The sequence below is a fragment of the Pseudomonas sp. G1002 genome (assembly GCF_013385455.1).
GTDB lineage: Bacteria > Pseudomonadota > Gammaproteobacteria > Pseudomonadales > Pseudomonadaceae > Aquipseudomonas.
Genome location: NZ_JACAPY010000011.1, coordinates 54,960 through 67,484 on the forward strand (window position 1 = coordinate 54,960; position 12,525 = coordinate 67,484).

Annotated in this window: 9 protein-coding genes; 3 read left to right on the plus strand and 6 right to left on the minus strand. The window is 60.9% G+C overall.

Features of this window, described 5'->3' with window-relative positions; translation table 11 throughout:
- Nucleotides 1–16: 16 nt before the first annotated feature.
- Nucleotides 17–832: an AraC family transcriptional regulator gene (locus tag HX801_RS05235; RefSeq protein WP_177021718.1), complete on the minus strand. Its 816-nt coding sequence runs from the start codon at nucleotides 830–832 to the stop codon at nucleotides 17–19.
- Nucleotides 833–1,093: 261 nt separating this feature from the next.
- On the opposite strand from HX801_RS05235, the gene HX801_RS05240 reads away from it, so the two are divergent.
- On the plus strand, nucleotides 1,094–1,366 hold the full coding sequence (locus tag HX801_RS05240; protein WP_003217129.1) for a DUF1652 domain-containing protein: 273 nt from the start codon (nucleotides 1,094–1,096) through the stop codon (nucleotides 1,364–1,366).
- A gap of 148 nt (nucleotides 1,367–1,514) precedes the next feature.
- On the opposite strand, the gene HX801_RS05245 is transcribed toward HX801_RS05240, so the two are convergent.
- On the minus strand, nucleotides 1,515–3,983 hold the full coding sequence (locus tag HX801_RS05245) for a UvrD-helicase domain-containing protein (protein ID WP_177021719.1): 2,469 nt from the start codon (nucleotides 3,981–3,983) through the stop codon (nucleotides 1,515–1,517).
- Nucleotides 3,984–4,201: 218 nt separating this feature from the next.
- Between HX801_RS05245 and HX801_RS05250 the strand changes: the two genes are divergently transcribed.
- Entirely contained in the window at nucleotides 4,202–4,897 is a 696-nt protein-coding gene (locus tag HX801_RS05250) for a pirin family protein (RefSeq protein ID WP_003217133.1), read from the plus strand.
- 127 nt (nucleotides 4,898–5,024) lie between these two features.
- Here HX801_RS05250 and pgm read toward each other — a convergent pair whose 3' ends face one another.
- The 4 genes from pgm to HX801_RS05270 form a co-directional block, all read right to left on the minus strand.
- Nucleotides 5,025–6,671, minus strand: coding sequence for a phosphoglucomutase (alpha-D-glucose-1,6-bisphosphate-dependent) (pgm, locus tag HX801_RS05255; protein WP_087694418.1), 1,647 nt, complete (start codon nucleotides 6,669–6,671; stop codon nucleotides 5,025–5,027).
- Nucleotides 6,672–6,770: 99 nt separating this feature from the next.
- A complete protein-coding gene (locus HX801_RS05260) occupies nucleotides 6,771–8,183 on the minus strand; it encodes a PLP-dependent aminotransferase family protein (protein ID WP_177021720.1) in 1,413 nt (470 codons plus the stop codon).
- Between the two features lie 24 nt (nucleotides 8,184–8,207).
- Nucleotides 8,208–9,629, minus strand: a complete 1,422-nt coding sequence (locus HX801_RS05265) for a hypothetical protein (protein WP_177021721.1) — start codon at nucleotides 9,627–9,629, stop codon at nucleotides 8,208–8,210.
- A 651-nt stretch (nucleotides 9,630–10,280) separates the two neighbouring features.
- Entirely contained in the window at nucleotides 10,281–11,303 is a 1,023-nt protein-coding gene (locus HX801_RS05270; RefSeq protein ID WP_003217140.1) for a zinc-dependent alcohol dehydrogenase family protein, read from the minus strand.
- A gap of 248 nt (nucleotides 11,304–11,551) precedes the next feature.
- Between HX801_RS05270 and HX801_RS05275 the strand changes: the two genes are divergently transcribed.
- On the plus strand, nucleotides 11,552–12,466 hold the full coding sequence (locus tag HX801_RS05275) for a LysR family transcriptional regulator (RefSeq protein WP_003217142.1): 915 nt from the start codon (nucleotides 11,552–11,554) through the stop codon (nucleotides 12,464–12,466).
- Nucleotides 12,467–12,525 lie beyond the last annotated feature (59 nt).

Genomic DNA, 12,525 nt, shown 5'->3' on the forward strand with positions numbered 1-12,525 from the left:
ATCCTAGAGCCTGGCCTCAGCGGCTGTCTTGCGCGCGTGCACGCAGGGAAATTTGTTTGACGTAGGCCTTGGGCGACTGGCCGGTGTGCTGGCGGAAGCTGCTGTAGAACGCCGACGTCGAATTGAAGCCGGCGGCAAACGCCAGTTCGTCGATGCGGATCGGCGGCGCGGCCATTTCCAGTGCAGCCAGCAAATGCTGGAGGCGTGCCTGGTTGACGTAGCGATAAAAACTTTGCCCCAGCACCTGGTTCAACAGGTAGGAAATCTGGTTGCGGCTGTACCCGCACTCCTTCGCCACCCGTTGCAGGTCCAGTTCGGGGTCCAGATAGGGTTGCTGGCGCTCGAAGTACTGTTGCAGGTCGTTGGCCATGTAGCTCAGTTGCTGCGGCGACAGGCCCAGGCGGCTGACGGTCGGGCGTGTGGTCTCGCGGCGGCTGGCAGACTGCTCGTGGACCAGGGAGGCGTACTCGTTGACCCGCCAGATCAAGCCATCGCGCACGGTAATCGCTTCGCTGGTGCGAAACGACACCAGGCCCTGGCCGCCACGCAAGGTGATGCGGTATTGGATGAACGCGGTGTCGCCGTCGGCGCGGATGCGGTCGGTGTGTTCGATCGCTTCGTCGGCGCCACGGGGCATGCTGGCTTGCAGGTATTCGCGCAGCTCGCCGGCACCCACCACGCGGTTCTGGAAGAAATCGTGGTACTGGATGTCCGGATGGTAGTACGACATCACTCCATCCAGGTCCCGATCCCGCCAGCACAGATGGTGACGCAGTACCAGCTTGGCCGTAGCTTGGGTTTTCTGGGAGTCATCCGGAATGATGTCTTGCATTGAGCGCTCTACGCCGGTGAAAAAAGAGGCAGCTTGCCCAACTGCCCGTACCCGCTCAACGGCCATTTGATATTTCCGACTAATGGCCTTTCGCTTAATACCACGCAGCACGTGACCCATATCAACGTTATTGAAAACAACTGCCGGACGGGACGAAAAAACTCCCATGCCCGATGCGAACGAATGCTATTTTTAGTGCTCACGACGGCCAGGACCAGTGACGGTCATGGCGCCCCTGCAGCGAGCTAAAGGAAGCGCTCAATGAACAAGGTGGGCAACATGAACAAAGTGACATTCCCCAACGCCTGCCAGTTGATGCGCTGGCACTTTCATCCCATGGGCTTTGAGGCGAGCATGGATGCTCCCGGCAGTATGATTGCCCGCCTGTTCGACCGCGCCAGCGGGGAAACCCTGATTGCAATTGCCGGTATCCCTTGCGCCACGGTGATGAACGCTGCGGACGTGGAGCGGATCATCGAGGCGGTTGAGGATGAACTGGAGTCGTTTGTGCCGCCGCTGTCGCTGCGGGCTTGATCTGGCAACGCAGGTATCCTGTGGCGAGGGAGCTTGCTCCCGCTGGGTTGCGTAGCAGCCCCAAAATCCTGGGAGCGCTGCGCACTCCAGCGGGAGCAAGCTCCCTCGCCACAGCAAGCTCCCTCGCCACAGGATTCAACGTCACCCCTTATGATTTGCTGATGCGCTGGTCGTCAAAAAACGGTTTGTCCCCGGCAACCCGGTCCGAAGCTTTTGGCACATTCACCCCTTGGCCATCCTGGCCGTCGACATACCAATAGCAATGGCTCACCGCCCGGGTAATGCCCACGTAGGCCAGGCGCAGCACTTCGTCTTTCTGCGCGCTGTCGTAAGCTTCGGTATCGCCGTCCTTGCCCAGTCCTGCCATGCGGTAGACCTGGTTCTTGTACGGCGAACTGGTCAAGTGCTGGCAGTCGCCCAGCAGGAATACCGCATCCGCTTGCAGGCCCTTGGCGCTGTGATAAGTCAGTTGCTTGAGCCGGCGGCTGCCGTACGGCAAACTAGAATCCACATTAACTACCGACTGAATATGCTCTTGCATCAATGACTTATCGCTGCTTTTTCGATACAGCATTAATACCGAGTCACCCTTTTGATAGTGCGCCAGCAGTTGTTGGCCCAGCGCCGCATCGTCACGGTCACGCACCGTGACCGGCACCAACTCCTTCGCGGTTCCACTGGCCTTGGCTTTCTTACCGCTGATGGCCGGGGCCGCCCGCACAATGTGCTCGGCAGCATCGATCACGTGCTGATGGCTGCGGTAGTTCTCGCCCAGCATCACCCGGGTGGTCGTGGGTGACGGGAACTCCTTGTTGAACTCCATGAAATACTTGGGCGAACTGCCACGCCAGCCATAGATCGACTGCCAGTCATCGCCCACGCACAACAGCGAAGAGCGCTGGGCCCCGCGCCCCACGTGCATGGCCGGCCCGCGGCTGCGGATCTCCCGCAGGCTGGCCCGGATCCACGAGACGATCTGCGGCGATACGTCCTGGAATTCGTCGATCATCAGGTGCGACATCGGCCGTAGCAGCGGGTCGCTGAGCAACTTCAGGTTCTCCGGGGTGTTTTCGCCAAACAGCGAGAACATCCGGTTGTAGGTCATGACCGGTGGCGACTGGTCCAGCAAGTGATCTTCGAGGGCCTTCCAGAAAATGCTCAGTGCCTCGAAGTAAAAACGGTCTGGATCATCCTTGGCAAAACTCATCTTGCCCACGGCGGTGGGCACATCCAGCCCGAGGTTCTCGATGAACCCGGCGGCGGCAACAAAGCTGTCCAGCAACGGTGCCGAACCCAGCTCGCCCTTGACCTTGTAATCGAAGCCCGGGCCCGCTGTTGCGTCACCTGCCAGGCTGCTTAAAAGCCGCTTGGAAGACTCGTAGCTTTCTAGCCATATCAATGGTTTACGGCAGAAAGCTTGAAATAGGGTTCGCTTTACCGCCCACTCGGCACGTACTGACAGCTTGGACCCGGGTCGACTGACCTGGGCATTTTCCCGCGGGTCGAAGCCCAGTACGACCCAGGCATCCAGTTCGGCAATGTAGCCATGGCAGTGAAACTTCGCGCCGTTGATATCGAACGTCTGGCGATTGGGCTCGATGCCCTTGATCGGCCAGGCGCCGGCACGAAACCACAGGTCTTCGATCACATCGCAGAGTTCTTCATCGCGCTTGGCCGCCAGTTCGGTCACCGCCACGCGTTTTTGCACGTCCGGGTGATCGCGCTCCAGCTCCTTGAGTTGCAGGGCATGGCGCGCCAGCGGGGCGATCAGTTCGCGGAAGCGTTCATGGCGGCCATGCAGCCGGTGATAGCAGGCATTCAGTTGCTGGCGCTGGGCGTCGTTGATCCGCAATTCGAAAGGGTTGCTGTCGGCCTCATCAAAGTCCGCTTCGGTCCGCGCATTGAGGTTCTCGAACGCCTGCAGCCGCTCAAGGCCCGGCAGGCTGCGCACCATTGGCAGGATGCGTGAGTGAAAGGTCCGCACCACCGCTTGCGCGTCTTTCATACCAAGGGGTTGGCCCCACAAGGCGAGAATTTCCATGAGCTTGTTGATGAAGTCCTTGCGCGACTCACGGGTGAAGGTCACCACCGTCATCGAGCTCAGCTCGAAGCCCAGGTAATGGGTCAGCAGCAGGATACGCAGCACCAGCGAGGTGGATTTACCCGCGCCGGCGCCGGCGATCACCGAGGTGGACGGCGTATCGCTGAAAATCATCTTCCATTGCGCCGCACTCGGCTGGGCATGGGCCGGCAGCAGGCGCGCCACATCAGCCTTGATGCGTTTTTTCAACTCGGCGGTCAGCGGCAGGCGCCAATCATCGAACAGATTGTCGTCAACACCCGGCGCAGTGTGCTCATCCGGCCGGAAGTCACGAATCAGCAGGACCTGGCGGCCTTCTTCGATACCATCCGCCTTGCCTTCCTTATAGCCATACTCAACGCCGGCCGTGTGGCCACTGCGAAAGCCGTCGGCCTGGCCATGCAGCCATGAGAAACGGTGCTGTGCCCGCAGGCGCGTCAGGCCGTGACCGAATAATCGGGCGGCGAGCCGTTTCAACAGGGGCATTTCGGCCAGTGGCCGCAGTTCGGGAGGCAGATCGGGGGTGTGTTGCGGCACGCGGACTCCTGCGATGCTTTAACTCGGACAAGAGCCCTATGGTCGCCGCAAATGCCCCACAGTTCCAGCCAATTGCTTTGCGCTCATGCAGTTAGGCGATGAAGTGAAGACAAGTCCTGAGCATCGGCATCGAAGCATTCGATAGGAATCCAGCATTTTTTACGCTTTTTATCGATCTGGCGCTGCTGGATGATGGCTCCCATCCACAGGAGACGATCATGCTTGAACTTCGACCTTTCAACACCCTGGGCGGCGCCAATCACGGTTGGCTGGACGCTCACCACCACTTCTCGTTTGCCGAATACCATGACCCCAAGCGCATGCACTGGGGCAACCTGCGGGTGTGGAACGATGACCTCATCGCACCGGGCACCGGCTTCCCGCAGCACCCGCACCGGGACATGGAAATCATCACCTATGTGCGTGAAGGCGCCATCAGCCATGCCGACAACCTGGGCAACCAGGGCCGCACCGAGGCCGGCGACGTCCAGGTAATGAGCGCCGGCACCGGGATCGCCCACAGCGAGTACAACCTGGAAGCTACGCCGACCAAGATTTTCCAGATCTGGATCATACCCAATGAGGCCGGTTTGCCGCCGTCGTGGGGCGCGAAGCCGTTTCCGAAAGGTGACCGCGAAGGTTTTGTGACCCTGGCCAGTGGCAAGGCCGGAGACAGCGAAAGCCTGCGGATTCGGGCCGATGCACGCTTGGTAGCGGCAAACCTGAAAGCCGGTGAAAGTGCCGAGTATCGGCTGGACAACGGACGCCGGGCGTACCTGGTACCGGCCACCGGGGTGATTGAAGTCAATGGCTTGCGTGCACAAGCTCGAGACGGTGTGGCGGTTGAGGATGAGCAGGTACTGCGGGTGACAGCGGTTGAGGACAGCGAGATCGTGTTGGTCGACCTCGCCTGACCGAGCTTGAATGTGGCAAGGGAGCTTGCTCCCGCTGGGGTGCGAAGCGCCCCCAAAAATGGGACTGCTGCGCAGTCCGGCGGGAGCAAGCTCCCTCGCCACAGGTTAATCAGTCATAGGTTGGGCATCAGTTAGCCGAGATCGCCCCGTCCACCAACACCTGGGCCTCTTCCACCAGTTGCTTGAGGTGATCTTCGCCGATAAAGCTCTCGGCGTAGATCTTGTAGATGTCCTCGGTGCCCGATGGCCGTGCGGCAAACCAACCGTTTTCAGTCATGACTTTCAGCCCGCCGATCGCCTGGTCATTGCCCGGCGCGTGGCTGAGGATCTGCTGGATGCTTTCCCCGGCCAACTGCGTGGACGTCACCTGGTCTGGCGACAGCTTGCCCAACAAGGCCTTCTGCGCCGGAGTCGCCTTGGCATCCACCCGAATGGCGAACGGCTCGCCCAGTGCATCGGTCAGCCCGCGATAAATCTGGCTTGGGTCCTGGCCTTTGCGCGAGGTCATTTCCGCCGCCAGCAGCGCCGGGATCAAGCCGTCCTTGTCAGTGCTCCACACGCTGCCGTCCTTGCGCAGGAACGAGGCGCCGGCACTTTCTTCGCCACCAAAACCCAGCGAACCGTCGAACAGGCCATCGGCAAACCACTTGAAGCCCACCGGCACTTCGTACAGGCGACGGCCAATGCGCTTGGCCACGCGATCAATCAAGCCGCTGCTGACCACGGTCTTGCCCACCGCAGCATCAGCGCGCCATTCGGGGCGGTTCTGGAACAGGTAGTCGATGGACACGGCCAGGTAGTTGTTCGGCGCCAGCAAGCCACCGGACGGCGTCACGATGCCATGGCGGTCGTGGTCCGGGTCGCAGGCGAAGGCCACGTCATAACGGTCCTTGAGGCCGATCAACCCCTGCATGGCGTAGCTGGAGGACGGGTCCATGCGGATCTGGCCGTCCCAGTCGACGCTCATGAAGCGGAAGGTCGAATCCACTTCGGTGTTCACCACGTCGAGGTTCAGGCGGTGATGCTCGGCGATGGCCGACCAGTAGCGCACCCCTGCTCCGCCCAGCGGATCGACGCCCAGGCGCAAGCCAGCGTTGCGGATGGCATCGAAGTCGATGACGTTGACCAGGTCGGCCACGTAGGTGTTGAGGTAGTCGTGGCGATGAGTGGTGTCGGCCTTCAGCGCCTGGGCATGGGTGATGCGCTTGACCCCGGCCAGCTTATTGGCCAGCAGTTCGTTAGCCTTGGCTTCGATCCACTTGGTGATGTGGGTGTCGGCCGGGCCGCCGTTGGGCGGGTTGTACTTGTAGCCGCCGCTTTGTGGCGGGTTGTGGGACGGCGTGATCACGATGCCGTCGGCCAACCCACTGGTGCGGCCGCGGTTGTAGCAAATGATGGCGTGGGAAATCGCCGGTGTCGGGGTGTACTCATCGCCTTCGGCGAGCATCACGTGCACGCCATTGGCGGCCAGCACTTCCAGCGCACTGGCGCCGGCCGGGGTGGACAACGCGTGGGTGTCGAGGCCGACAAACAGCGGGCCGTTGATGCCCTGGGCTTCACGGTACAGGCAAATGGCCTGGCTGATGGCAAGCACGTGCCATTCATTGAAGCTGAGGTCGAACGAGCTGCCGCGGTGCCCGGAGGTACCAAAGGCGACGCGCTGGGTGGAGATCGCTGCATCAGGCTGGCCGGTGTAATAGGCCGTTACCAGTCGCGGGATGTCTACCAGCAATTGAGCTGGTGCCGGCTTGCCCGCAAAAGGACTGAGAGTCATGCATAAACCTCGGAAAGAGAAGGATTCGGAAAAAAGTGCAGTTTACTGGGACTTGGACTGCTCCGCGACGTTATAAATCCTACAGCAATCAGCGAAATTTCATTCAGTGCCGGTCTGTGCCTGCCTGAGCGCCAGAGCCAGCTCATCCAGGGCATTCTCCAGGTTATGGGCGCCGTCAACGGCATGGCTCAGCCGCAGATGCTGGCAGTGCAGGCCACTGAGGCTGAACAACTCCCCCGGCGCAATCACCACCTGCCGGGTGAGCAGGCGCTGGAACACCTGGCGCATATCCACCGGGGCCTCTGAGCGCAACCAGAAGGTCGCGCCAGCGGCAGGCATTCGGTAGCTCACCTGGTTGCCCAGATGCGTGTCCAGCCGCAGGCCCATGAGCCGGGCCTGCTCTTTGAGTTGCGGGCGCAACTCCCGCAGATGCTGGTCGATGCGCCCGCTTTGATAGAGCCGCGCAATCGCGCGCTGGCGGATAGAGGACAACCGGAATGCGCGCAACAGGAACTGGCGCTGCAGCTCGCCGCTGAGGTGGCGCGACAGCAAATAGCCAAACGGCGCTTCCGGCCCGAGCATCTTCTCGAACGTGGAAAACACCATCAGCCGCTCGGGATTGGCCAGGTCCCGTAACGCGGTGATTGACTGCCCGAAGCCGAGGTCACCATGGCTGTCATTTTCTAACAACCAACAGCCATGCTGGTCCAGCAATCGCACTAGCTGCAGGCGGTCATGGGTGGACAGGACTACGCCGGACGGCAGGCTGACACCGGATGACAGCAACGCCAGCTGCACCGGCTCGGTGCTGAGCAAGTGCTCGAACAACGCCAGGTCCAGGCCGTCGTCCGCCGTGAATGGCAATTCGAGAACCCTCACGCCTGCCCCCTGCAACAACCGCAGGATCAGCCAGTCACACGGGGATTCGACGATGATCGCAGCGCCCTTGAGACCCAGCACCTCGATCAGGATTTCCAGTACCCCGCGCAAGTCGGCGCCGATGTATACCTCGTCCGCCTGCCAGCAACGGGTCGGCGACGAGGTATAGCGCGCCGCGAGCGTCGCCCGCAGTTCCCACACGCCACAGGGCTGCGACCATGGCTGCAGATGATGCGGGTAATGCCGCAACAGTTCGCGCTCGAGCAGCAACAGCGCTGCGTCCAGTGACGCCGCAAGTGCCGGCTCATCGGCGCTGAGCACGCGCATTCCCGGACGTCGCGCACTGGCATAGAGGCGCTCCAGCAGGTCGCCACCGCTGCTGCCTGGCGGTCTATTCAACACCGGCCAGGCGTAGTAGCCCGACTTGGGCACCGAGTACACCCGGCCCTCCTTCTCGAGCAACGAATAAGCGTATTGAATGGTCGAGATCGACACATTCAGGCGCTCCGCCAGCTGCCGCAATGATGGCAGTTTTACCCGGGCATCCGTGCCCACCTCGCCGATGAGGTTGATCATGTAGCGATACACCGCCTGGTAGGCGAAGTCGGTTTGCCGGTCGTCCCTGAGGTTCATCGCTGGTCACCCGCCGCCACCCGCTTAACGCCCCGCCAGTTGGTAGGCTGCCAGGGCGGGCGCATCTTGCTGTGGCGTCTCGGCCATGCCCGGCACGCCGGTGGCTGGCCGCTTGCGATAGAGATGTTGCAGCAGGTCGATCGGCAACCCGCTGGTGTCGATGGCCCATTGCACCAGCATCTCGGCCACCGGCTTGCCTTGCAGCGCCTTGTGCAGCTCGGGGAGCGCCACCAGCATGCCGGGGTGGCATTGGCGCAAAAAGCTTTCGAGACGCTCGCCGTGACGGATAAACGGCGAAAACATCAGGCAGTTCAGTTGGCTTTCATCCAATCGGAACATCGCCTGGGCGTAGTCGGCCGCCAGCGCTCGGCCGTCCTGGGTCGCTGCCTGGGCAATCAGGTGTTCGGGAATCTGCTTGCGCCGCATGAACAGCGCGGCCTGCTGCATGAAGCCATGTGCGCCCTCCTCGTAATCCAGTTCCCGCAGGCACTCGGCCTGCAAGCCCCGCAGATGGGCCATCAGCAACGGGTTCGCATAGCTCGCGTGGCTGAAATGAAAGCCAAACTCGTCCGGTTCATAGCCCATGAACTGACGCAACAGCGGCCCGGAGGAGTATTCGGCCGCGTCCTTAAGGTCGGCAGCGCCGATATAGGCCAAGTGGCGATGGTTGTCCGTGTCGGACTTATCGGCGACGGCGTAACGCTCGCCGTAAAGGTCGCAGTAATAGGCGTTGCTCCACTCATCCATGCGCGCGAACAGTCCGCTGAGCACCAGAGGCTGGCGCGGCGGGACCTCTGCACCGCTCGCCAGCGCAGCCTTCTTCAGCCACGCCAGGTACTCCCGCTGCTTGCGCGCGGAGTCACCGCTGACCAGCGCGTGCACGCCGCCATTGCAGGTGGTGACGCGCTGGTAAAAGTCACCGAGGGCCAGGTAGGCGTCGTTGCACAGGGTTTGGCGAATATCTCCCGAAGTCAGGTGCCCCACCATCAGCATATTGCGCCGGCTGGTGTCGCGCGCCGCACTGGAGGCCGGCCGCAGGTGATTGAACGGCAAGACTTCCTGATTCTCGACCATCAGCAATTCGACACGCGCATCGTCATGCAGGAACAGCGCGCTGTAGCCGCGATGCAGCGTGTCCAGGGCATTTTGCGACATGCCGGCATGGCGCAAGGTCGCGACCCGCAGTTGAAACGTCCGCGGCGCCCGGCCTGCAAGCGTCAGCTGGGCTGCGCGCAACAACGCCAGGACATAGCTGCTGCCGGCGCCTGCGCCGTGAGCGACCAGCACCTTGTATTCACCGATCCGCTCCATGCCGCCTGCCGCTACCACGATTCGTTGAATCAATAACTGGAGCGAGGTACGTTCTGTTCGAGAGAAATGCCCTATCAAGCGTTGCAATACTTGTTGATAGACATAGTTCATGGCTTGTTCGTGAATAGCGCTCATAGTTCTACTACCTGAGTTGAAATATCAGTTTCGGGTAATCGTTGACGGCATTTGCCTGACCTGTTGTTTCTGTAGGGGCGTTACAACATGTGACATTCAATGGAGATTAGCACCGGGCCCTACCTGCCAGGCCTGCCTTTGGGGGCTTCCAGTCCCGAAAAGGCGCCAAGCCAAGGGGCACGCAGCCCAAACCGAAAGTCTTAGGAACGCTCTGACAACTTCCTACGCTGCTTTAACTTACAAACTAGAGAAGCATCCGACATAACCCACTTCAATATTGATGTTCCGGCAAAACAGCCATGGGAAACATTATTGGGCTTGACGGATGTACGGGGTGATTTCATATATTCAATCATTGCTCAATCCTTGAGATAAAAGTGACGGGGCAATTATCGGCACTTGAATAATGATTAACAGATACAGAACGCCGGCTAAAACCGGTTCAGATGGGGGCTTGCATGGGGTATCGAGTGTGCAGACACGACAACGCCGCGCTGGGATTCAGGGCGGCGTCAGGGGCATACATCTGGTTTATCGGGCTGAAGTGCTGAAATCCCGATTCAAGCGGTGGGCAGGTTAAGTCCTGTCAAATGGCGCATTTGCCCCATGCGCCCGGGGGCAGGAATACTCGCTTGAGAATATTCCCACAGATCAAACAGTTTCTACCTGCAAGGCAACCCGTTCACGGCACGGACATTCGTCCATATAGCGGTGCGCTTCAACGAACTGGCTGAACGGAAATACCGTGGTTTTCAGCGGTACCAGCACCTTGTCGGCGGTCAGTTGGTTGATGTCACGCAGGGCTCGCTGCAAGGCCACCTGGTCCTGGATGATGCCCAGTTCCGGTTTGCCGGTGAAGTTGCCGATGCAGTGCACAAAGAACTGAATGTTCTTCTGGAACGCCGCGCAGGCCGGGAATGGCGTCTGGTTGCCACCTTGCAGGCCGTACAGCACCAGGCTGCCACGCGGCGCCAGCACATCACCCAGCAACGACATCTGCGGGCCACCCAAGCCATCGAACACCACGTCTACGCCGCGGTTGTCGGTGAACTTGTTGACTTGCATCAGCAGGTCCTGCTCTTCGGTGACGATGACCTTCTCGGCCCCGAGGGACAGCAGGTATTCGCGCTCATCACTGGTCTTGGTCGCAGCAATCACCCGCACACCCAGGGCTTTGCCCAGTTGCACGAACGATGGGCCGGCACAGTGGCTGGCGTCCGTTACCAGGGCGAATTGCCCGGGTTTGACCCGCGCCAGGTCCATGTACGCAAAGTAGGCAATCAGCAGCGGCGTGTAGTGCACGCTGGCTTCGATCGGGCTCAGGACATCCGGGTAGCGGGTCAGCGCCGAGCGCGGCAGGACGATCTGTTCGCCGTACACCGGGTAGTCATTCGGGCTCTCGGCCGGGAAGCTGGCGACCTTGTCACCCACCGCCAGGTCGTCGACACCCTCGCCAACGGCCACAACCACGCCGGCCATTTCATGGCCAAGGCCGGAAGGCAAGCGGGCATGGGACGACGCCAGGTTCTGGCGCCACAGAATGTCGTACCAGCTGATGCCAATCGCCTCGACGCGCACCTGCACTTCGCCCGGTGCGGGCTTAGCGGCTGCATGCTCTTCGCATTTGAGCACCTCGGCCGGACCAAACTTGTGAAAACGGATCGTGCGGGACATCGCAAACCTCGTCAAAGTAACCTCTATTGCCATGAACTCTATCTGGGCTTTCGGGGCAAGACCACCGGTCGCCGTTAATAGTCGACATGCCTGTCATTGATTCCGCACATACGGAAAAGGTGCCAAGCCATGTAGGAAAACTGAATTAGCCGGTGCAGAGTACCAGCCTTTCCCCGTAAGATTCATGCCGGTCATTGTTCTTATATGACCGCTCCCGTCAAGTTTACTGACGCCGCCTGGGACACAAGATGAACCGTAACGACCTGCGTCGTGTCGACCTCAACCTGTTGATCGTATTCGAAACCTTGATGCATGAGCGCAGTGTGACCCGCGCTGCCGAGAAACTGTTCCTTGGCCAGCCGGCCATCAGCGCAGCCCTGTCACGCCTGCGCGGCCTGTTCGACGACCCGTTGTTCGTGCGTACCGGACGCAGCATGGAGCCCTCGGCCCGTGCGGTAGAAATCTTCGCCCTGCTCTCCCCGGCCCTGGACTCGATTTCCACGGCCGTCAGCCGCGCCTCCGAATTCGACCCGGCCACCAGCACCGCGGTATTCCGCATCGGCCTGTCGGACGACGTCGAATTCGCCCTGCTGCCGCTGCTGCTCAAGCGCCTGCGGGCCGAAGCCCCCGGCATCGTGCTGGTAGTGCGCCGCGTCAACTACATCCTGATGCCCGGCCTGCTGGCCTCCGGCGAAATCTCCATCGGCGTGAGCTACACCACCGATTTGCCAGCCAACGCCAAACGCAAAGTCCTGCGCCGCAGCAAGCCGATGCTGTTGCGAGCCGACAGCATGCCGGGCTCCATGAGCCTGGATGACTTCTGCGCCCGGCCCCATGCTCTGGTGTCGTTTGCCGGGGATTTGAGCGGGTTTCTGGATGAAGAACTGGAAAAACTGGGCCGCAAGCGCCATGTCGTGCTGGCTGTGCCGCAGTTCAATGGGCTCGGGACATTGCTGGCGGGCACCGATATTGTCGCGACCGTGCCGGACTATGCCGCTGAAGCGTTGACTTCAGCGGGTGGCTTGCGAGCTGAGGAGCCGCCACTGCCGGTGCGCACCTTTGAATTGCACATGGCGTGGCGTGGGTCCCAGGACAATGATCCGGGGGAACGGTGGTTAAGGTCGCGGATTCAGATGTTCTTTGGCGACCCGGACAGCCTATAAAGCAACAGCACCGCCGGGCATCACACCGAACTCGTCACTTCGCTCTGAACAGATTGCAA

Excerpts from the sequence above, each read along its gene's own strand:
- HX801_RS05235 (WP_177021718.1), bottom strand. The coding sequence starts at position 832 with ATGCAAGACATCATTCCGGATGACTCCCAGAAAACCCAAGCTACGGCC.
- HX801_RS05240 (WP_003217129.1), top strand. The coding sequence starts at position 1,094 with ATGAACAAGGTGGGCAACATGAACAAAGTGACATTCCCCAACGCCTGC.
- HX801_RS05250 (WP_003217133.1), top strand. The coding sequence starts at position 4,202 with ATGCTTGAACTTCGACCTTTCAACACCCTGGGCGGCGCCAATCACGGT.
- pgm (WP_087694418.1), bottom strand. The coding sequence starts at position 6,671 with ATGACTCTCAGTCCTTTTGCGGGCAAGCCGGCACCAGCTCAATTGCTG.
- HX801_RS05260 (WP_177021720.1), bottom strand. The coding sequence starts at position 8,183 with ATGAACCTCAGGGACGACCGGCAAACCGACTTCGCCTACCAGGCGGTG.
- HX801_RS05265 (WP_177021721.1), bottom strand. The coding sequence starts at position 9,629 with ATGAGCGCTATTCACGAACAAGCCATGAACTATGTCTATCAACAAGTA.
- HX801_RS05270 (WP_003217140.1), bottom strand. The coding sequence starts at position 11,303 with ATGTCCCGCACGATCCGTTTTCACAAGTTTGGTCCGGCCGAGGTGCTC.
- HX801_RS05275 (WP_003217142.1), top strand. The coding sequence starts at position 11,552 with ATGAACCGTAACGACCTGCGTCGTGTCGACCTCAACCTGTTGATCGTA.